A 20,633-nucleotide genomic window follows, 5' to 3' on the forward strand; every position below is an offset into this window, starting at 1 on the left:
TTGCATTTTTCCGTTTCTATCCCTACATAATACGTATAAGAGAAAACAAATATACTTTACAATGTGTATATTCAATAAAAGTAAAAAAAATCCTACCTCTACCGATAAATATATATTCATTATACACCAAATTTTCCAAAAAACCAAAAAACTAAATGCCTAAATATTGGTAAATATTACAGAATAATAAATATTCCTTATACTAATATAAGAAGTATTTAATATTTGCAAAATATATGATATAATAATCAGCGGATAATTTTGATTTATCGCACAGAAATATCCTTATGTATTATATCGGAGTGATTACTAATGGAATTAAGACAATTGGAATATTTTCAGATGGCCAGCCGGTTAAAAAATATAACCAGGGCTGCGGAGCGCCTGAATGTATCCCAGCCAAACATTACCGTAGCCATCAAGAAGCTTGAAGCGGAGCTGGGCATACAGCTCTTTGACCGGAGCCAGAAGCAGCTTTCACTCACTCCTGAGGGCACTATTTTTCTCAACCGCATTGAGCTGGCCCTGAGAAACATTCAGGATGCCGTACTGGAGGTAAACGACTACAAGCAGCTGCAGAAGGGCACCATCAAGATTGGTATTCCTTCCATGATCGGCGCTTACCTTTTCCCAAGAATTTTCTCCAGCTTCCAGCACCTCTACCCTCATCTTGACATTTATCTTTATGAGGAAGGCTCCATGACCATCCGCGAACAGCTGGAACGGGACGAGCTTGATTTTGGCATCGTTATCCTGTCAGATGCTTCCTCCAGCCTTCAGCTGCTGCCTATGGCCCGAAACCAGATCGTGGCCTGCGTGCCTGAGGACCATCCCCTGGCCAGCAAGAAATCAATTAACATTAACGACATTAGTGAGGCGGATCTCATAATGCTGAAGGAAGGCTCCTTCCTGCGTTACATGGTATTGAACAAGCTGAAAATGGCAAATATATCCCCTAACATTGTACTGGAGTCCAACCAGATAGAAACCATCAAGGGTCTGGTCAGCAGCAATGTGGGCATTTCCTTCCTGCTGGACTTCATTGTTAAGGGTTCACCGGGCATCAAGATTCTGCCTTTCGAGGATCCAATATATGTAGATTTGGGTCTGGCCTGGAAGAAGGAACGCTATATATCAAAGGCAGCCCAATCCTTCATTGATTTCTGCAAAAATACCCTTAATGAGCATCATTAAGCAGCACTACTCTGTTACATATCACTCAAGCATAACAAAAGGCTTTGACTATGCGGCAACGCACAATCAAAGCCTTTTTTATTTGGTTTTTAAATGCTATTTCATCTGTCCCAAGTAATGGGTCACAAACTGGCGGGCACTTCGGCCGCTTCTGCCGGAATGCTCCAGATTCCATCTATGCCCCAAAATTCTTAATTCCTCACGTTCCAGATGAATTCCCTCCTGACCAAGGAAGTGGTCGATTATATCCAGATATTCATCCTGGGTTGGCTCCAGATATGTAATAATCAGCCCGAAACGGTCTGACAGAGATATGGTTTCATTTATACTGTCATTTCTGAACAGCTCGTCCTGACCATCTGCCCTGTCCCTCCATGTCTCACGGATGAGATGACGGCGGTTGGAGGTGGCATAAATCAGCACATTTTCCGGACAGGATTCAACACCGCCCTCAATGGCAGATTTTAAATACTTGTAATCGCTGTCGGATTCCTCAAAGGACAGATCATCAAAAAAGATAATGAACCGCTTGCTGGCGTACTGACGCAGGGTAGCCATGATTTTCGGCAGCTCGTTCAGCTGGGTCTTCTGCATCTGGAGAAGCCGCAGCCCCTGGCTGTAATATGTCTTGGCCAAAGCCTTCACCCCGGAGGATTTGCCGGTGCCCCTGGCTCCCACCAGCAGCACATTGTTGGCCGGCTTCTTATTAATGAAGGCCACCGTATTATTGATAAGCTGCTCCTTCTGGCGCTTGTAGGCAATAATATCCTCAAAATCCATGGCCTCAAAATGGCGGATACCCTGCAGCTTCTGGTGCTTGCTGTCCCAGGCAAAGGCCTGATGGGAAGCAATTTCCCCATAGCCATACTTTTGGTAAAAGGCCAAAAAGGCCTCCGCCACTTTTTCCGGAGTTTTGCAGCCCACAAGCTGCTTCTCGAGAAAGCCGGTAGCCTCCAAGGTATATGGAATAGATGGAATATAATCATCCAGAATACTTATGTTGACAATGCTGCTGGCCCGGTTGAACAGCAGGGGCATCAGCTTGGTCACATCATGCACAAAGGCCTTTTTCAGGCTTTCCCCCACGGACCCCTTGGAGGCCTCGGCCATCTTGGCCGCCAGACAGCCCTCCTGGCTGAGCAGGTGAAGGAACAAGGCCCGTATAAGATTACCGCTCCAGCCCTCATTTTCCGCCTTTTCCACCAGATGGCCGGCAAAGGCATGGCTGAGGGCCAAATTTTTAGGCTCCCGGCTGGCCGCCATCAGCTCCTGCACCAGCTTGTCCTTTAAAATACTGCGGCACACCAGCATATTTTCAAGATCAATAGAAATCATGCCATTGTCTCCTTGTTATCGTAAATCATCTTAGCGCCGTTTCATATAAGCAATAATATCCTTGGACACCTGCAAAGGTGATAAACCCGTGGTATCCAGGGTATAATCCGCCTGGGCGTACATGGGCTGACGCTCTGCCAGCAAGTCAATTATCCCCTGCCGCCTGTCCTCCATGGCATCCAAAAGAGGTCTTGTACCTCTGGCCGAGGTGCGCTCCAAAATAGAATCCACACTGGCGGACAGACATACTATTTTACCGGTGCGCTTTAAAATCGCCACATTTTCAGGATCCTTGACTGTACCGCCACCAGTGGCAATTACCACACTTTTTCTGGCGGATACCTCCCGGCACATTTCCTTTTCCTTTTCACGGAAATACGCCTCACCATGCTTCTCAAACATCTCAGGAATGGTCATGCGATATTTTTTCTCAATGGCCTTGTCCATGTCGATAAACTTGAATCCCAGCATATTGGCCAGCATACGGCCGGTGCTGGACTTGCCTACTCCCATAAAGCCAATCAGCACAACATTTTTTATCATAAGCCACCCTGAACCCTGTCCCTGTAATTATTCAATGCACTTAACAAATCCACCATGGCATCCCCGCCGAATTTGTCCAGTACAGCTTCAGCAATAACAATAGCTGTCATTGCCTCGCCCACCACCGATGCAGCGGAAACAGCACAGCAGTCACTGCGTTCCTTGCAGGCAGCAACCTCCGTTTTTGAGCCAATATCTACGGAATTAAGTGGCTGCATCAGGGTTGGAATCGGCTTCATGCAGGCCTTGATACAAATTTCCTCACCATTTGTCATGCCGCCCTCAAGGCCACCGGCCCTATTGGTCTTTCTGTATACCTTGTTGTCCTTGTCCAGGAACATTTCATCGTGAATCTGGCTTCCCGGCAGCTCACCGCACTGGAACCCGGCTCCGATTTCCACGCCCTTGATTGCCTGAATGGCCATCATGGCCCAGGCCAGCTTGCCATCAAGACGCTTGTCCCACTGGATGTGGCTTCCCAAACCAAGAGGTGCCCCACGGACAATGACCTCGAAAACGCCTCCCAGGGTATCCCCGGCCTTCATGGCCTCCTGAATCTTCAGCTTCATTCTTTCCTCGGCCTCAGAGTCATAGCAATTAAGCTCAGAATCACCGCTGCCGATTTTGCTTCTGTCAATATTTGCTTCATCGACGGAAACACCGCCTATTTTGGTTACGTGGGATACCACCTCAATGCCGCAGGCCTTCAAGAACTCCTTGCACAGACCGCCTACAGCCACCCGGGCTGCCGTCTCTCTGGCACTGGCCCGCTCCAAAATATCCCTGGCATCGTTTCTGTCATATTTAAGTACACCAGTCAAATCCGCATGACCCGGACGGACTGCTGTAACCTTGTCACCAAACTCAGGACCAAATACAGACATGCGGTCGGTCCAGTTCTGCCAGTCCCGGTTCACCACCCGCAGGGTAACAGGATCCCCCATGGTCTCCCCGAAGCGTACACCGGAAACCACATCCGCCTTGTCCGTTTCAATTTTCATACGGCCCCCCCGGCCATAGCCCTGCTGACGGCGGGCCAAATCCCGGTTGATTTTCTCAATATCTATCTTCAGTCCTGCGGGAATCCCCTCCACAATAGCCGTAAGACACTGGCCATGTGATTCACCGGAGGTCAAAAATCTGAAATTGCTCATAAAACACCCCATAACCTTTATTCTTTGAAAAACATGTACTTTTTAATTCTATGATAAGTGTTTACATAAAGCAAGATTTTATCCCTATTTTTCACCTATTAAGTAAAATATTGAGATATTAATATGACACTCAAGTCCTTGTGGCGAGTATTTTATGCTGATGGAATTGGTTTTGTTGAAGCGTGTCCCCTGCTGCAGGGCCTGCAAAAAATCCATAATGGAGAAATATTCCCCACGCACTCCCAGCTCAATATCCCGCTCCCCGTACTTGTCGTGGCTGATTTTCTTTCCCGGCTTTAACAGTATTAATTCCAAACGGCTTGCTTCTGCCTGAGTCTGCAGCTCGCCAACAACACCGGCAATGGACTCATCACCCGGCAGCAGCCCCTCCATGCGGTTGTATTCCCTGGACAGATTGGCCAGATACACCTCCATATCGCCATGGATCCCCTGAAAGGAATTGATTTCATCCACCTGCCTGCCCAATTTTTCCAAGTCACCCTGTTCCTTCTCAATCTCCATTGCCGTACGGGGAAACAGGACAAAAATATTAAACAGCAGAAGCAAGATACTAAGGGCAAATATCGCTCCGCAAATATAAACCTTTACCGGCAGTCCTTTATAGCTGTCCCCTGCAAACAAATTCCACATCGCCTTTTTCACCCTGCTGAGTTTTCTCTATGGATATTTCCCCACCAAATCCATTTATGTATTTAACCAGCTCTCCCACATTACCTGCCCTGCCCTTCAGCATAATCTGCTTATCCGCCTCAACCCTTGCCTCCGTGAGGGTTACTCCCCCGCCGGCTGCACTGGATAATTTAACCATAAAGGCATATCCGGAAAGGCCTGTTCCCTTATCTCTTACAGAAGCCAGTATCCGGGCTCTGCTCCTGATTTCCCCCGTCATGTCCTCAGCATCCTTTTTCATATCCCTCACACTCTCCAGCAAGGCCAGCTGCTGCTTATATTCGTGGATTTTCCCGTCAATTTCCTGGCATTTTAAAAAGCCGCCTATGCCAATGCTCAAGGACACAAAAACATTTACCAGCAAAAGCAATGCGCCTATTCTAAGCCAGTTCCATCGATAAAATAAATCAGGCACTCTTTCAAAACAGCAGCCCCGCCGCCTTATATAGCTGGAGGCAGTATACAGCAGTGCCATATATTCCCCCTGAAGCTGCCCCGTGACAGGCGTCCTCCACTCCACCTCCGGCATTTCTCCATCTGAAATATCAATAGTATCCTCGGGATATTCCACAGCCATTACCCCGGAGATGGTGAGCTCCCCCCTATAAGCCTCCACCAAATCCCCATAATCACCCAGTGGCAGCTTCTTCAGGGTCAGCACTCCGTCATGGTATTTATGGGCCCACTGGCATTCCTCCCCTGAATATTCCATCTCCAGCATAACGGACTGCTCCGCTTCCCTGTCTGTAAGCCCCGGCAGCTCCCGGGTCTGCATTATCAGTCTGTCATCCCCTATGCAAAATATGACCTCATTACTGCCCTCACTGCGGCTCAGAAGCCTGCCAACCAGCCTGTCATGAATTGCCCTTTCCTCTCCCTCCAGAGCTTCTGCCCATAGCACGGAAACAGTACCGCCCCCATGCCATCTCAGCCCCATCATATAAGCGGCATTCCCCTGAAACAAAACAGCTGCCATATCCCTATAACTATTCCGAAATACATCCCTCAGAGCCAATTAAAACATTCCCTTTAAAACAAATTTTTCTTCAGCCTCATCAAAGGCCTGAAAGCAGCCTGCCTGTGCCCTGTCCCTTCCCTTTTCTGCCACTGCCCATATTATTACATAGCCCTTCCTTTCACCCACAAAGACCTCACAGCGGCCCCTGTCATCCGCCAGCACATTTCCGTAAGGCCGCAGGGGTCTATGTTCATTGACGATGGCGGTCATCAGCCCACTGTCCGACCTCAGTCGTTCATACTCCTGCCGAAGTGCCTCCTCCGCCATCAGCCCGAGGCTTCTATGAGCTATGATTTTATCCACCAGCCTGTGCTCCATACTGTTGTAGCTTTCCATTGCCGCCACCAGAACAGAGGCGGTGAACACCAAAATAACAGCCATTACGGAAATACTGCCCCTGTCATTCCCCGTCACCAACATCCCCATATCTCTCCTTCATCCAGATAAACCGGCTATACATACTGCTTTCAACTGTGCTTATCCTGCCTGTAGCCTTATTTTCCAGGGTAAGCCTCATAATCACCTTATGGGGCAGGGGCTGTTCAAAAACAATGTCCCTGATATTTATGTATCGCCTGCTGTCGTCACTGGAAACGGGCTGGCCATTCAGCAGGAATACCCCTTTATTATTGCCCGGCGAGATATAAAACTGGAGCCTGTCATTGTTCCCTTGTGTCAGGCCTTCGTATTTGACCCATAGGGTATGGCTGTTGCTGATGCTGAGATTATCGGCACGTCTAACCCGTTGACGGACAATATCCGTTATGGTCCTGACCTCCTCAATATATGCCCACTGGCTGGCAGTCTTAATGTAATTCTGGCTGATTACCCCATAGGCCGCCACCAGTGCCGTCATCAGCATAAGGCATAATGGCATGCACACCAGAATTTCCGGCAGGGTAAAGCCCCTGTCATCTGTCATTTTCCATTTCCATCCTGTCCATATATTCCTGCATAATCTCCTCTGCCATAAACCGCTGCTCCAATCTGACAGCATCCTCGTGTACAAGAAAGCTGTATCTGACCATCCCCAACAGGGCTAACAGCAGCAGGGACAGCAGCAAAATATCCATCATTACGAAGCCCTCATCCATATCACTGATAAGCTCCCCAAAATTAATGTGATTATTCTTACTCAACCCGTATCCGCCCCACTCTGTCCACCACCACATTGCGACTCTTATCCTTTAAGGTCAGGATGTAGGTACAGGTGGTGGCTTCACCGGATTTATAAAAAAATGTTTCCGCCCTGTTGCAGGTGATATGAAAATCCCGGGGTAATTCCCAGGACTCCTTGACTTTACTGTTAACGTGATAGTAATAGCCCTGTCCGCCTGATTTTATATTAAATCCGGGCATAGAAGCGCAATCCTTACGCCCATCCACAGTAAAAGTATCCATCTCCCCGGATACCTCCTTCACATATTGCAGACGCTTTGCCAAAAGACCCGCTTCATAGTCCAGCCTAAATCTGTCTGTATATTTCAATGAAGGTATGGCTATACCCACAGCCAAGGCAATTACGGCAGCGGCCAAAAGCACCTCTATAAGGCTGTTCCCACTGTCTGCCAAAAAAAACTCATATAAATGTCTGCAATGCTTTCCCCGTAAAGCAGTCCCACTGAGCTTCCCAAAGCCAAAAAGGGACCAAAGGGCAGAGCCCTTCCTCTTGCCTTCCACAAGCCTTCCACTCCTTCAGCTGTCACCATCTTTAACAGATAACCTATGGCGTATACGCCTCCCAAAGCAAAGGAGATATAAAGGGCTGCCACAGAGGCCCGGGGCCCCAGCCATATACCGACAGCCAGCCCCAGCTTCACATCCCCCAGCCCCAGCTTTCCCCCTGAAAGGCAGCGTATGAGATAAAGAATGCCCCCAAAGGTCATTGCCCCCATAAGGGAATCCACCATATTATGTCTGGCTACTGCACAAACTATTATCCCCAGCAAACCCAATAAGAACACCAGCCCGTTAAACAGCCGTTTGTAATGATAATCCAAGACGCTCAGGGGAATTATGCCAATATTGAACAAGGGGAGAAGCCACCTGGGGCCCATGACTTTATCCTCCAACAGTGAGCTGCACAAGAAAAGCTCCACCCACGTTACTGCCAGATATAGCACCATAATTTCCCAAGCGTGTTTTTTTAGTAAATCCAAAATCTCCATCACTCTGTCCCACCAGCCAGCCTGTCCTGACGGCCAAACTCAGCCAGTCTGTGACCGTCACACAAGGCCTCATTTTCCTCACTGTCTATGGTATATTCCCCCTCCGACAACTCCCCGACCTCTCCATTTCTCAGCATATATTTTCCCTTGGGGGGACGAAGCTCCGAGGCATTTTTCACATAATCCCCCAAATCGCTGACCTCACCGGGATACGACCCATTATCCGTGTAGTACATCATAATGGCCCCGTCCAGTGCCTGCAGATCAGCCTGTATTCTGGCCGTATTGGCCATGGCAATGGCATTGTTGTACTTGGGCACTGCCACTGCCATAATGATGCCCACTATGGAGATATAAATTATCAGCTCCAGCATAGAAAAGCCCGAATCATCCCTTATTTTTCCCATCATAAACCTCTCCTTAAATATACCCTGTCATCAGCTCCAGCATTGGCCATACCACGCTGATGACTATAAAACCTATGACCATCCCCAACAAAGACACAATTACGGGCTCCGCCATGGTTTCAATTACCCTTACCCTGTTCTCAGTTGCCTCCGTGCAATATTCACCGGCGTGCCTCAGCATGGCCGTAAGCTCCCCGGAGGTCTCCCCGGCCGCCACCATACTTCGCACTGTCACAGGATATAGCCCATCTGCCATACAGCTTTGAAGGCTGTTTCCCCGGGCCAGGCTGCTGGCCATCTGCTGAAAGCTGTATCTCAGATAGCCGTTGCTGCACAGGGCAGCACAATTGGCCATGGCCTTGTCTATGACGATTCCGCTGTCCAGCAGCATGGACAGGGTACCAAGCAACACACTCATGTCCTTCATCAACCACAACCTGCCCAAAAACGGAAAGGACAACAGCCCCTTATCCAGCCACCGGGCCACCCATGGCCTGCTGCGGGCAAGGGTCACCCCCAGAGCCAGCAGCACAATAACAGCCAAAACCAATCCTGCCGCCCCAGATGACAAATGGGAAACTGTCATGAGAAAGCGTGTGGGCCAGGGCAGCTCAAGGGATAAGTCCACAAATATATCCAGAACCACCGGCAGGACTACCGTAACAATAAATATCAGGGAGCACACGCTCAAAAATATTAGGAACAGGGGATAAGCCATGGCCATTTTAAGGTTCTGCTGAAGCTTTTCCCTTCGTTCAAAATGACTGGCCAAAGAGCTGAATACCCATTCCAGATTGCCTCCATATTCCCCCGCCTCCACCATGGCTATTTCCTGGGAGCTGAACAGCCGTCCACAGGCTGACATGGCACCGGCCAGGGATACGCCGCCGGCAAGCTTTTCCTTTAGCCTGCCGCCACCGGCATTTTCCTCCTCCATCAGCCCCACCACCTCATCAATAGGAATCCCCGCCCTCATAAGCAGGGCCCCCTTACGATAAAAATGGCTTTTCCTGATTTTATGCTCCTTCCCCGACCCCCGTATTTTTCCCATAAGCCGCGGCCTTTTTTTCTCACTGAGCCCCAGAATAACTACACTCTGCTTTTTCAGCTCTCCATAGGCCGCCTCTCTGCTCTCTGCCTGAATTATCCCCACAGACCGTTTCCCTGTATTGTCTATCACCGAATATTCAAATATTTTCATATAGCCCTGTCCATAGCCCGGAGCTGCTCACCCCTGAGTCTTTCAACGGCCATTTCCATGGTCTGCATCCCCTGATCACCCCCTGACTGCATGACAGACTGAAGCTGCTCATATTTGCCCCTGCGGATAATATTGGCCGCCGCGTTATTGCCATGCAATACCTCCACTCCGCAATACTGACGTCCCCTCTGGCCCGCAAACAGCTTTTGGGCACATATCCCCCTTAAGGACGAGGCCAGCATGCTCCTTGCCAAATTCTGCCTCTCCTCGTAAAACATGCTGATAAAGCGCTCCACAGTTTCCACCACACCACCAGTGTGCATGGTGGCAATGACGAAATGCCCGGAGGCCGCGGCACTCAAAGCAGCCTCACAGGACTCCCCATCACGCAGCTCCGCAATCATAATCACATTGGGATTCTCCCGCATGGCACTTATAATCCCCCCGGGATACCCCAGAAAATCCCTTCCCAGCTCCTGCTGGCTGAAAAGACATCTGCCCTGGGGAAACACAAACTCCACCGGGTCCTCCAGAGTAAGAATGTGATAATCCTTCCTTGTACTCATTTCTGCCAAAAAGGAGGCCACAGTAGTGGTCTTGCCGGCGCCAGTAGCCCCTGTTATCAGCAGCAGTCCATCCTCATAATCCATAAACTGCTCAACAGCCCCGGCCTGCCCCAGCCGCTCCAGCGGGGGAATTTCCTTTGGCAGCACACGAAAGGCAAAGGCCGTCCTTCCCCTTTGACGATAAATATGCACCCGATAACGCCATTCGGAAAGCTCCCATGTAAAATCAGCCTCCTTTCTTTTCAGAAAATCCTCCTGATGCTCACGGCGGGTAATCCTTGTAAAAACTGACCAGATATCATCCCTGGTAATCTCATAATCCCCCAGCCTGAACATCAGCCCTGCCCGGCGGCAAAACACTGGCGCCCCCTCGGTTATAAACACATCGGATATTCCCTCCTGGGACGAACTGATCAGTATCCTTTCAAATTCCTTTTCAAAAGCTCCCATTTTATCCACCCCTATTCACTGCAAACCCGCATAACCTCTTCTATTTCCACCAGTCCAGCCTTGGCCTTCTCTACGCCGTCAAGCCACATGGACCTCATATTGGTCTCCCTTATAGCTTCCTCCAACTCCCCTATGGTGGGGCGGTTGCTGATGCATTGCTGAAGCCGGTTATCAATAACAAGGATTTCCTGTATTGCCACTCTCCCCATAACGCCACGCCTCCTGCATTTATCGCAGCCCCGGCGGTGATAAAGCCATAATCCCGGCTCATAGGCATCTCCCAGGGTTTTGGCCATGCTGCTTTTTTCCAGTACCTCATAAGCCTCACAGCAATGAGGACACAGCCTGGGAACCAGCCGCTGGGCCACAATCCCCTTTAGGGCCGTACCCAGCAGGAAGGGCTTTATCCCCATATCCAAAAGGCGAAAGATAACCCTGGCCGCACTGGAGGTATGGATTGTGGCAAATACCAGATGACCTGCCAGAGAGCTCTTTACCAGCATATTTGCCACCTCGTCACTGCGGACCTCACCGATGGCCAAAATATCATAATCCTGCCTTAACACCGCCTTTAAGGCCTCCTCAAAATCCAGCCTGATTTTGGGATTAACCTGCACCTGATTTATTCCCGCTATCTGATATTCCACCGGGTCCTCAATGGTGACAATGTTCTTTTTGCTGTCATTCAAATAATGAAGTGCCCCGTACAGTGTCGTGGTTTTTCCGGAATTTACGGGCCCGGCCACAATAACAGCACCGCTTGCCTCATGACAAAGCCCAAAAAATTTCTCCTTGTTTTCCATGAGCAAATACAGACTGTCAATATCCATAAAGCCCCCAGCCCGGTTCAGCAGCCGAAGCACTGCCTTTTCCCCGTTGATAAGGGGCACAACGGACACCCGCACATCAATTTCCTGACCATTAAAGTCATAGGAAAAGCGTCCATCCTGGGGCAGGCGGTTCTCTGCAATATTCAGCTGGCACATTATCTTTATGCGAGAAATAACATTGCCGTAAAGCTCCATGGGAATCTCCTCATAAAGAGTTTCCAGCCTGCCATCTATCCTGTAGCGAAGCCGCCCCACCGTCCTTCCCGGCTCCACATGAATATCAGAGGCGTTTTGCTCCAGGGCATCCTGAATAACGTGGTTCACCACCTCCACCACCGGTGATCGGTCATTGACTGTTTTCACAGGAATGGCTATGGGGCTCCCATAGGAAGTGTTGCTTCGTCGGGCAATATCAAATAATTCCTTTAATCCTTTCTTATTTTTCGTTCTCATTTTTGTTTCCTTTTGTTTGTTAAATATAGCACCTATCTTTATTAACTATTTTATCATTACTCAAAATATTTTCAATATATTTTATTAAATTTTATGATATTTTTCGGTAAAATAAAAAGACTACAGTAAAAATAAGCACTTACTGTAGTCTTTTCAAAACATTTAATTGTTACATGGATATCAAACTGCTGTCATGAAGCATGTAGAGATATCTTTCTCCTACCTTTATGCCCAAGATGGCTTCTGCAGCAGACGTATAAAGCTGCAGCTGCAGGGCGTACCGCTTTTTCACTGCCTCCGGCTCCGTATTGCTGTCCGTCTTGTAGTCCAGCAACACATAATTGCCATCATTCTCCTTAAAAAGCACATCGATAACGCCCTGGCTGAAAATGTATTCTCCCTCCGTGTTGTCATAGTATTCCCCGGCATCCAGCATCCGGCTGAATGGAAGCTCACGCCAAAGCTCCGAGGCATTTTTCAGCCGCCGGCCAATATCGGTTTTAAAGAAGGATTCAACGGCCTTCACATTAATGTAGCCAGCCTGCTCCTCAGTCATGATTTCATTGGCCACCATGCCTGCCAGCTGCTTTTTCACATCATCAGAATCAAGACTGTCGTTCAAATCCAGGTGCTGCATTACGGAGTGCATAAGGGTACCATATTCATTGCCCTTCAGCCCTGCCTTGCCCTCAGCCTCCTGAATAAATCTCGGACGGGTGAAGATGTACTCACGATGCTGAGCCGCCAGCTGCTGGCTGTCTCCCATGGAATTTTCCTTCACCGCCTCCTCTGCAAAGCGACGCTTTAATTCAGACACGGTCAGCTTTGCCGGAACCTCCCGGGTGCCTCTGTAATCGTAATCCAGCTGCAGCTGGGCGGACAACGCTTCAGCAGCTGCTGTCACCGGCATTTCCTTTCCTGCCCGCACCGCCTGAATCAGCTCATTGTCCACGTCCTTAATTTCATTGACACCAGTAATATCATTGGCATTTACCACAGTGACCTTCCATTGGGATTCCTGCCCCATGGCATCGGGGATAGCTGCCCGATTTTTGGTGGTGCCGGAATAGTCCACCAGAGGCAAGCCATCAGGATGATGGGCCACTGCCCTGGCTACCCAGTCTGCATAGGAATCTACTGACAGCAAGGTGTGAACAGGCAACACCCTGTCCGTGGCATCAATATACTGGCACCACTTGGCAGCTCTGTTGGCCATGCCCTTGCTGCGTCCTACCATAATCAGCTTTTCTCTGGCACGGGTCATGGCTACATAGAGCACCCGAAGCTCCTCTGCCTGAAGCTCCCGCTTCCCCTTGACCCTTACCGCCTGCCGGGCGAAGGTATCATATTTGGTCATATATTCAGGGTCCACATATCTGATACCCATGCCCAATTCCTTGTGAATCAGCACATTATTGTTTAAATCCATGTCATTAAATGACTTGCACATATCCGCAATGACCACCACCGGGAACTCAAGTCCCTTGCTCTTATGTATGGTCATTACCCGCACAACATCTTCCCCCTCACCCAGGGTTCTGGCCATGGAAAGGTCGGTTTCCATATCAGTCATGCGCTGGATAAACCGCAGAAAGCGGAACAGCCCCTGATAATCCGTGTTCTGGAACTCCTGGGCCCGGGTTATCAGCATACGAAGGTTGGCCTGACGAAGGATACCGCCCTTAAGGCTCCCCACATAATCATAATAGCCCGTATCACGGAAAATCTGCCATATAAGCTCCGGAACACTGATCTGTCTTGCCATTTGCCGCCAGACACTGAGCTGGTTTAAAAAGGCATCCACCTTTTCCTTAATATCAGCCTCAAGCTGGGATTCAGGAGTATTGGCCGCCAGCAGGGCAGTATACATATCCTCCCCCTTGGCGGAGGACTTCAGCTTGGCCAATTCAGTGGCACTTAGCCCCACTATTGGTGAAAACAGTACTGCTGCCAGATGAATATCCTGCTGGGCATTATCTATCACCGACAGCAAAGAATGCATGGTCTGAATCTCCGTAGTCTGGAAGAAGCCACCGCTGGTATTGGCATAAACCGGGATGTCATTCTGCTGAAGAATCTCCTGCAGGACATCCGCCTTATTTTGGGTGGCTCTGAGAAGTATTACCATATCCCGCCAGGTTACCGGCCGATAGCCGTTATTTTCCCGGCAATCCTTATCAAAGACCATCTTGCCGCTGGCCTTTATCTCCTTCAGACGGGTGGCAATATATTGAGCCTCCAGCTCAAAGCCCTCCAGCTCCTCCCCTTCATCATCCGGATTTTCCAAGGATTCCAGAGGCTTTTTCTCATCCTCATCCTCCTTCTCGGCATCCAAATCTATCAGTGCCAACTCCACATTTTCCCCGAAAACTTCACCATGCTCCGGCTCCTTATAACCGTAAGGCTCTCCTTCGTTCAGCATGGCCCGTTCATCATATTCAATCTCATTGGGATTGGGAGTCATCACCTGGGCAAATACATAATTTATGGCAGAGAGAATCTCCCGCCGGCTGCGGAAATTCCGCCCCAGAGTAATAAGCTCCCCGTCGTTGTTGTCCGCCTTTTCGTAGGAATGGTATTTTTTCAGGAAGAGCCCCGGCTCCGAAGAACGGAAGCCGTAAATACTCTGCTTTACATCGCCAACGGTGAAGGTGTTGGCATTGCCGTCACCGGAAATCAGCCGCACGATAAATTCCTGAACCTCATTGGTATCCTGATACTCGTCCACCATAATCTCCTGATAACGGCGGCGAAGCTCCAGGGCAATATCCGACGGCTTCAGTTCACCCGGAGACGCCTCAGGAGAATTTAAAATTTCCAGGGCAAAGTGCTCCACATCACTGAAGTCTGCAATATTTTTCTCCCTTTTGGCCTTGCTGTAGGCCACAGCAAAATCCTTTACTATTTGCACAATGCAGGCAACATCCTTGGCCGACTCCCGCAGCTCCTCCAGCAGCACAGCCTCATCATCCTGGACCAGAGCATTAATCTGGCCCAAAATATCCTTCAAATTGCCGGCTACTTCAACAAAGGCCTCCTTGACCTCCGGCTCCATGTCCTTTAAATTCCCCGGTGTACGAGGTATTTTCATCAAAGACATGGCCGCAAACATTTGGTGCCAGCCATGTCCCATGGCGTTTTCCAAGCCTGTAACCACCAAATCGTAGGCGTCAACTATTTCCTCAAATTTGCCCCGCACCTTTGGTGCTTCAAAATTTGTCACAATGGATTTCAGTTCCGCCAACCAGGCCTTGGCCGGTGCCAAACGACAGCTTATCTCGCTGTCCATTATCGGCCACCATTTGGTCTCCTCAATAGAGGAAATCTCCTTCCCATTCGGCAGATAGTCTTCCGCCAGCCGGTTCAGCCACAAATCCGGAAAAGGCTGATTTTGGGATTTTTCATAAAGATTAAGCACTATATCATAAAGGGCACCATCCCCCCGATCAGTGCCATACTTGGCAGCAAAGCCCTCCAGCACCTCATCCCCCGCCATGTATCTGGCCTCAAACAGCTCCTCCAGCACATCCTGCTGGAGAATTATCAGCTCATTATCATCAGCAATACGGAATTTAGGGTCGATATCAATAGCATTAAAATTATTCTTCACCACCGTCTGACAGAAGGAATCAATGGTGGAGATAGAAGCGCCGGACAACATGATAAGCTGACGGTCCAGCCGGCGTACCATTTTTTTATCCGCCTCTTTCTTGTCCATCTCCTGGGCAATGGCTTCCTGCAGACGCTTCTTGATACGCTGCTTCATTTCATCCGCTGCCGCCTTGGTAAAGGTAACCACCAGCAGCCGGTCCACATCCCAGGCATTGGCATCCTGCTCCGGGTCCCGCAGAAGGTGGGACACCACCCGCTCAACCAGCACCGCTGTCTTGCCGGAGCCGGCCGCCGCCGATACCAGAATATTTTTTTCATCATTGCTTATAGCCAGTTTTTGTTCCTTGGACCACTCCACGCCTATTCCTCCTTTCCATCAGACTTATTTTCACTTTGGGCCTGAATTTCTCCCTTGACCTTGTTTGTTATAGCTTCCATTATTTCCCCATCACTGCCGCTGATTCGGCGATAATCATAACCCTCCAGACGGGCATCAAAGCCACAAAGAGGATGATATTTGCAATACTTGCACGGTGTTTGACTGTCCTTCCTCACCGGTTGGATATCTATCCGTCCATCCATGATTTGTTCGCCTGTTTCCTGCAAAATCAGCTCAATATATCCCATGAGCACCGCAAAGTCTTCCTGGCTCTTTAACATTTTAAGGCTTGGTAAGCTGAAGCTGAGATCCTTTTTGTAGGATATCTTCAGAAAACGGCTCTTATTGTCGGTATACAGGGTATTATCAATCTGCTCGGCAATATCCTTGTCCAATAGCACCCACCCCGGCATTTTTAATTCCTCATCCAGAGCTGCACGAATAAATTCCGGGTCATGGCTGTGATTTTTCATGGTAAGCACAGGCCGCTTCAGGAAGAAATACAGCATACCCGCCGGCATCATCGGGGTGTCCTGCCCCCTTTTCATCAGCTCATTGGCCACCAGCAGGTAGGTGAGAAGCTGCAATTTCAGTCCATAATAGACATCCACAAGATTAATGGCCGCATAGCCTGTCTTGTAATCCATAATCATGAAGTGGCTCCCCTGCTCGTTCACATCTATGCGGTCGATTTGCCCCACCAGCTCAAGGCGGTTATTTTCGTGAAGCTTATACACCAGCTCCAGGGTATCCTCCGGCCCATGATTCCCCCCAAAGGAACGTTCAAACAGCTGAGGATGAAATTTGCTTACATGGTCAAACTCAGCCAGACGCTTCAGGGCAAATTTGGCTGTAGACTCCAGCCGTCTGAGCTGTGCTTCCATCTGCTTTGAGTTGTAAAGCACGCCATTATTAAGGCGTGGAGCCAGCCTGTGAAGAATTTCATGGCAGAGAGCATCCCGCTCTGCCGGGGCAATATCCCCCCAGCGGCGTCCTTCCTTATTTAGGCGTTCCCCATACTCCTTCAAAACAGCATGAAGCAGGGTTCCCAGCTCCGGACTACTGAAGCGGCTGATTTTCCGCTCCTTCAGATTGAGCCCGTATTGGGCAAAGAACTGGAATGGGCAATTGTTATATCTCTCAAATTTGGTAACAGAGCCCCTGAGAACTCCCCTGGCCGCATAAAGCTCCTTGGCAATATCCCTTGGCAGCTTATCAAGGCGTGGATTCATAAAGAGACCCCGGCGGATCAGCCCCACCATTCCCTTTACATCCTCATCCTCCAGCAGATAGTTATATACTCTCTGCCACAATTCAGAAAGCTCCCCCGCATCCCGAAGCTCCCTAAGGGCAATGGCCAGAGAGGACAGGGTCTGCCGTTTGTTGGCCAGCATTTTCAGCTGGTCATCCTCAGAAAATTTACTAATCCAGTCCAATGGTATAGTCTTAATGCTGTTTTCCGGCAGCAGGGACTTTATTTTGGTAACGATTTCCGACCCGGTCATGGCATCACCGGCAGGTGAGGACAAGGAGTAGGATACCCACATATATTCCCGTGCCTGAGTAAAGGCCTTGTAAATGAGATAGTTTTCATTAAAGCTGGCCTCTTCCCCCGAAACAGACAGCTCTATCACATTGTTCCGGTTAATATGCATGCGGTCAGCATCGGAAAGAACCGTATTCTCCACGGATTTTCCCGGCATGATGCCCACATTGGCTCCCAAAATATACACTGCCTTGATATTATCCAGTGCATTCTGGTCAAAGGAAGCAATATTGACATAATCCAGCCCCGGGGGAACCAGAGCCATTTCCAAAGAAGAAAGCCCCTCCTCCAAAAGCTGGCGAAGCTCCTTGATGCTCATTTTGGTATCGCCACTGACCTCCACCAGCTGGTCCAGCATTTCCATTATGTCATTCCAGACCTGCTGATGCTCCCTTGCCACATCCAGTGCACCACTTTGCTCCGCCTGGTCAGACCACTCCTGCAAAATCTTCGGAACCTCAATATCCGTCATAAACTGATATATGGCCTGTATCATGGCCCTAGTATCAGCCGCAGCCTTAAGGGCATCCTGAAGCCTGCCCAAGGGCTCTGCCACCTGACGCCGCAGCTGGTCCGCAGTGGCAGCTCTCAGCATTTGCTTACTGTCCGCCTGCTCATTTTCCTCATCAATGGAATAACGTGAGAAATACTCCCAAGGCTCCTGCCGCCGCCATACCTTTTTGCCCTTCAAATTAAATTCCAGGCAATAATTTTCCAGCAAATCTGTCTGCTGGGCCGTAAGGCGGAAAAACCCTGTTTTTATGCAGCAAAACATATCGTCATAGGACCAGCCCTCAGTAATGGCAATAGCTGAGCGAATAAGCTCCGCCACCGGATGATTGGCACATTGACGCTTTTTGTCACTAAAAAATGGGATTTCATAGTCCTTGAATACGAAATTGAGAATATCCCCATAGGAGTCCTCATCCCGGATAAGAATACCGATATCCCGCCACTTATAGCCCTTTTCCTTGACCAGCCGAATAATATCAGCCGCTGCAGCCTCTACCTCCAGACGGCAGGTGGCCGCCTCCACCAAGGATATGTCCGCTGCCCCAGCCACCGGCTCCATTCTACGCTTGTCAAAGCCGGCCTCAAGGGCCTTAAGCACAGGATTAGCAAACCGCTTTGTCTCGGCAAAATGCCGGTATTCCACGGAAATATTCAGTCTCTGGGCAAGCTGCAAAAGGCGGTTGCGGCTGATATAGGCACGGTTAAACAGGCCTGAGGCCTCCTGATTGGCCCACTGCCCCTGTGGTGAAGCCATATCATCCATATTGAAGGTCACATGTACATTGGCTCCATAGGTGAATAAGCCCTCCAGCACCTTAAGCTCCAGAGGATTAAAAAACAAAAAGCCGTCCAGCCATATTTCAGCCCCTGCCACCATCTTTGACATAGGCAGCCGCTCCGCCAGAATGCTCATTATATCCTTGCCGTCGTTATATCGGCCTGCCATGGCATCATTATAGTCGCCATATAGCATTGCCAAATCAGACAGCTTGTTGGCCAGCCGGGAATCATCAATGCTGTCACCGGCCTCCTGCAACAGCTCAGGAGAAATACCATAGCCCTTCAGTTCATTGATAATGCTGCTGAGCACATTGGCAAAGCCCCGCTGACGGGATGCCCTGCCAAAAACCTTCAGCTGGCTGTAGCGTTTATCCAAAATGCTTTTCAAAAGGAGCTGCCGCCCCATATCCGTAATGCCCTGCTCCAGGGCACCGCCGGTTTCCTGCAGCACATGGTAGGCAAACCGCTTAAAGCCATAGATCTGGCACCGCATATAGCCCCTGCCCTGCTTTTCCATCATGGCTGCCAGCTGACGCTCCACCTTATATGTCATGTGTTCCGGCAGCAGCAGAATAATGGCAGGCCCCAATGGTCTTGCCATAAGCTCCTTGTATATCTGCCCGAGAACATAGGCCGTCTTGCCGCTGCCGGCCCTGCCTGTAATAATTTCCAGCATATTGCGCTGCCCCCCTGTTTTAAGTGATTATCATATATCATATTATAGCTGTCCAACACAGCTCAGTAAAATTTAGCCGTCAAAAAAAAGGGCCAGCAACTGGCCCTCATTTCTGTTTTTTTTAATTTGAAGCATTGCCCTCATACTCAGTCGGCTCTGCCACCCGCATCATTGTGCGCCCACATACACATTCATCATCTATCCGCAGTACCGCATGACCGGTACGCAAGCGGAAAATCGGCATAGCCTCGTTGGCGAGGGATGTGAGCACCAGCTCACCTACCCGGTGTGGCTCCGTAATAACCTGATTACTGCCAAATTCCACAATCTCCGGATAGAAATAATCCTCCTGAATGTGGAAGCCCTTGTCCTCCGGACACTGATACATGATGCCGGCACATCCGAAGCCAGGTGAATTGTAAACCGTGTTGGTCCTTACATTCATTCGACGCTCCAGATAGGCCCGCATAGGATTATGCAGGGTCTCCTCCAAACATACTATGGACGGAAGATAAAGGTCCTGGGCATTCTCACCATCAGCCTGCAGCTTTACAATGAACTGGGTCACCAGACGGAAATCACTAATCAGCACATCCACATGGCATCTTGTCATGAGCTCCACAATATTGTCCATATTGCTGCCCATAAGCATAACTGAAGCACCGATACCCTCAAGGGCATACTGTACATCCATCAGGCGGCTGTCCGAAGCCTCACCCAGAAGGCCTACCACCGTAGTATCATTGATACCATAGGCTATAAGCACCCTGGTCATCATTTCCATCTGACGGGCCACATCGCCGCTGGTGTACATCTTAATAAAGGTTTCCGCATCACCCTGTCTTGATATGCGCAGGACACCGCTCATAGGCAGTGTAAGCAGATCAAAAACCGATACTTCCTTCAGCACACTTCGCTCCGTAAAAGGCAGCTTCTGGATATCCTCCAGGGTCTGTATGTCCTGGGGACTCACTCCCGCCTCCTCAAAGGCCCGCTGATAATAGGCACTTTTCTCATGAGCCCATTTCACACGCTTCTTCAGGGCTTCCAGCTGATAATCCTCCAGCTGGAAACGGTCCATAGTCTCTATCTTTGGATTGGCAATCATTGTAATCACA

The 20,633-nt window shown here is 49.5% G+C and carries 18 protein-coding genes; 1 reads left to right on the forward strand and 17 read right to left on the reverse strand.

Annotated elements, in window-relative coordinates; genetic code table 11:
• Positions 1 to 312: 312 nt before the first annotated feature.
• The gene (locus D081_RS08710) at positions 313 to 1,194 is read left to right on the forward strand and encodes a LysR family transcriptional regulator (protein WP_085023811.1); all 882 of its coding nucleotides are present in this window, start codon (positions 313 to 315) and stop codon (positions 1,192 to 1,194) included.
• Positions 1,195 to 1,290: 96 nt separating this feature from the next.
• Here D081_RS08710 and D081_RS08715 read toward each other — a convergent pair whose 3' ends face one another.
• The 17 genes from D081_RS08715 to D081_RS08795 form a co-directional block, all read right to left on the reverse strand.
• Positions 1,291 to 2,529: an ATP-binding protein gene (locus D081_RS08715; RefSeq protein ID WP_085023812.1), complete on the reverse strand. Its 1,239-nt coding sequence runs from the start codon at positions 2,527 to 2,529 to the stop codon at positions 1,291 to 1,293.
• 30 nt (positions 2,530 to 2,559) lie between these two features.
• Positions 2,560 to 3,069 (reverse strand): shikimate kinase, encoded by a 510-nt coding sequence (locus D081_RS08720; protein ID WP_085023925.1) that lies wholly within the window; start codon positions 3,067 to 3,069, stop codon positions 2,560 to 2,562.
• On the reverse strand, positions 3,069 to 4,226 hold the full coding sequence (gene aroC, locus D081_RS08725; RefSeq protein ID WP_085023813.1) for a chorismate synthase: 1,158 nt from the start codon (positions 4,224 to 4,226) through the stop codon (positions 3,069 to 3,071). The genes D081_RS08720 and aroC overlap by 1 nt, the downstream gene beginning before the upstream one ends.
• An 84-nt stretch (positions 4,227 to 4,310) precedes the next feature.
• Positions 4,311 to 4,877, reverse strand: a complete 567-nt coding sequence (locus D081_RS08730) for a type 4a pilus biogenesis protein PilO (protein WP_085023814.1) — start codon at positions 4,875 to 4,877, stop codon at positions 4,311 to 4,313.
• Positions 4,846 to 5,856 carry a hypothetical protein gene (locus D081_RS08735; RefSeq protein WP_143272177.1) on the reverse strand — a complete coding sequence of 337 codons (1,011 nt, stop codon included), beginning with the start codon at positions 5,854 to 5,856 and terminating at the stop codon, positions 4,846 to 4,848. Before D081_RS08735 ends, D081_RS08730 begins: the two co-directional genes overlap by 32 nt.
• A gap of 75 nt (positions 5,857 to 5,931) precedes the next feature.
• Positions 5,932 to 6,354, reverse strand: a complete 423-nt coding sequence (locus tag D081_RS08740) for a hypothetical protein (RefSeq protein WP_085023816.1) — start codon at positions 6,352 to 6,354, stop codon at positions 5,932 to 5,934.
• The gene (locus tag D081_RS08745; protein WP_085023817.1) at positions 6,335 to 6,856 is read right to left on the reverse strand and encodes a type II secretion system protein J; all 522 of its coding nucleotides are present in this window, start codon (positions 6,854 to 6,856) and stop codon (positions 6,335 to 6,337) included. Before D081_RS08745 ends, D081_RS08740 begins: the two co-directional genes overlap by 20 nt.
• On the reverse strand, positions 6,846 to 7,073 hold the full coding sequence (locus tag D081_RS08750; protein ID WP_085023818.1) for a hypothetical protein: 228 nt from the start codon (positions 7,071 to 7,073) through the stop codon (positions 6,846 to 6,848). The genes D081_RS08745 and D081_RS08750 overlap by 11 nt, the downstream gene beginning before the upstream one ends.
• Positions 7,066 to 7,506 (reverse strand): hypothetical protein, encoded by a 441-nt coding sequence (locus D081_RS08755; protein WP_085023819.1) that lies wholly within the window; start codon positions 7,504 to 7,506, stop codon positions 7,066 to 7,068. The genes D081_RS08750 and D081_RS08755 overlap by 8 nt, the downstream gene beginning before the upstream one ends.
• Positions 7,479 to 8,102, reverse strand: a complete 624-nt coding sequence (locus tag D081_RS08760; protein WP_085023820.1) for an A24 family peptidase — start codon at positions 8,100 to 8,102, stop codon at positions 7,479 to 7,481. Before D081_RS08760 ends, D081_RS08755 begins: the two co-directional genes overlap by 28 nt.
• Positions 8,102 to 8,512 (reverse strand): prepilin-type N-terminal cleavage/methylation domain-containing protein, encoded by a 411-nt coding sequence (locus D081_RS08765; protein ID WP_085023821.1) that lies wholly within the window; start codon positions 8,510 to 8,512, stop codon positions 8,102 to 8,104. The genes D081_RS08760 and D081_RS08765 overlap by 1 nt, the downstream gene beginning before the upstream one ends.
• A 10-nt stretch (positions 8,513 to 8,522) precedes the next feature.
• Entirely contained in the window at positions 8,523 to 9,710 is a 1,188-nt protein-coding gene (locus D081_RS08770) for a type II secretion system F family protein (protein ID WP_085023822.1), read from the reverse strand.
• Positions 9,707 to 10,726 carry a type IV pilus twitching motility protein PilT gene (locus D081_RS08775; RefSeq protein WP_085023823.1) on the reverse strand — a complete coding sequence of 340 codons (1,020 nt, stop codon included), beginning with the start codon at positions 10,724 to 10,726 and terminating at the stop codon, positions 9,707 to 9,709. The genes D081_RS08770 and D081_RS08775 overlap by 4 nt, the downstream gene beginning before the upstream one ends.
• An 11-nt stretch (positions 10,727 to 10,737) precedes the next feature.
• On the reverse strand, positions 10,738 to 12,009 hold the full coding sequence (locus D081_RS08780) for a GspE/PulE family protein (RefSeq protein WP_085023824.1): 1,272 nt from the start codon (positions 12,007 to 12,009) through the stop codon (positions 10,738 to 10,740).
• Between the two features lie 169 nt (positions 12,010 to 12,178).
• Positions 12,179 to 15,979, reverse strand: a complete 3,801-nt coding sequence (gene addA / locus D081_RS08785) for a helicase-exonuclease AddAB subunit AddA (protein ID WP_158087617.1) — start codon at positions 15,977 to 15,979, stop codon at positions 12,179 to 12,181.
• A gap of 2 nt (positions 15,980 to 15,981) precedes the next feature.
• A complete protein-coding gene (gene addB / locus D081_RS08790; RefSeq protein ID WP_085023826.1) occupies positions 15,982 to 19,515 on the reverse strand; it encodes a helicase-exonuclease AddAB subunit AddB in 3,534 nt (1,177 codons plus the stop codon).
• A 121-nt stretch (positions 19,516 to 19,636) separates the two neighbouring features.
• Positions 19,637 to 20,632: a phenylacetate--CoA ligase family protein gene (locus D081_RS08795; protein WP_143272179.1), complete on the reverse strand. Its 996-nt coding sequence runs from the start codon at positions 20,630 to 20,632 to the stop codon at positions 19,637 to 19,639.
• Between the last annotated feature and the right edge of the window lies 1 nt (position 20,633).

The sequence above is a fragment of the Anaerovibrio sp. JC8 genome (assembly GCF_002100115.1).
Classification (GTDB): Bacteria; Bacillota; Negativicutes; order Selenomonadales; family Selenomonadaceae; genus Anaerovibrio.

Bases quoted from the DNA above. Each gene is read 5' to 3' on its own strand.
- D081_RS08710 (WP_085023811.1), top strand. From the start codon at position 313: ATGGAATTAAGACAATTGGAATATTTTCAGATGGCCAGCCGGTTAAAA.
- D081_RS08715 (WP_085023812.1), bottom strand. From the start codon at position 2,529: ATGATTTCTATTGATCTTGAAAATATGCTGGTGTGCCGCAGTATTTTA.
- aroC (WP_085023813.1), bottom strand. From the start codon at position 4,226: ATGAGCAATTTCAGATTTTTGACCTCCGGTGAATCACATGGCCAGTGT.
- D081_RS08730 (WP_085023814.1), bottom strand. From the start codon at position 4,877: ATGTGGAATTTGTTTGCAGGGGACAGCTATAAAGGACTGCCGGTAAAG.
- D081_RS08735 (WP_143272177.1), bottom strand. From the start codon at position 5,856: ATGATGGGGCTGAGATGGCATGGGGGCGGTACTGTTTCCGTGCTATGG.
- D081_RS08740 (WP_085023816.1), bottom strand. From the start codon at position 6,354: ATGTTGGTGACGGGGAATGACAGGGGCAGTATTTCCGTAATGGCTGTT.
- D081_RS08745 (WP_085023817.1), bottom strand. From the start codon at position 6,856: ATGACAGATGACAGGGGCTTTACCCTGCCGGAAATTCTGGTGTGCATG.
- D081_RS08760 (WP_085023820.1), bottom strand. From the start codon at position 8,102: ATGGAGATTTTGGATTTACTAAAAAAACACGCTTGGGAAATTATGGTG.
- D081_RS08765 (WP_085023821.1), bottom strand. From the start codon at position 8,512: ATGATGGGAAAAATAAGGGATGATTCGGGCTTTTCTATGCTGGAGCTG.
- D081_RS08770 (WP_085023822.1), bottom strand. From the start codon at position 9,710: ATGAAAATATTTGAATATTCGGTGATAGACAATACAGGGAAACGGTCT.
- D081_RS08775 (WP_085023823.1), bottom strand. From the start codon at position 10,726: ATGGGAGCTTTTGAAAAGGAATTTGAAAGGATACTGATCAGTTCGTCC.
- D081_RS08780 (WP_085023824.1), bottom strand. From the start codon at position 12,009: ATGAGAACGAAAAATAAGAAAGGATTAAAGGAATTATTTGATATTGCC.
- addB (WP_085023826.1), bottom strand. From the start codon at position 19,515: ATGCTGGAAATTATTACAGGCAGGGCCGGCAGCGGCAAGACGGCCTAT.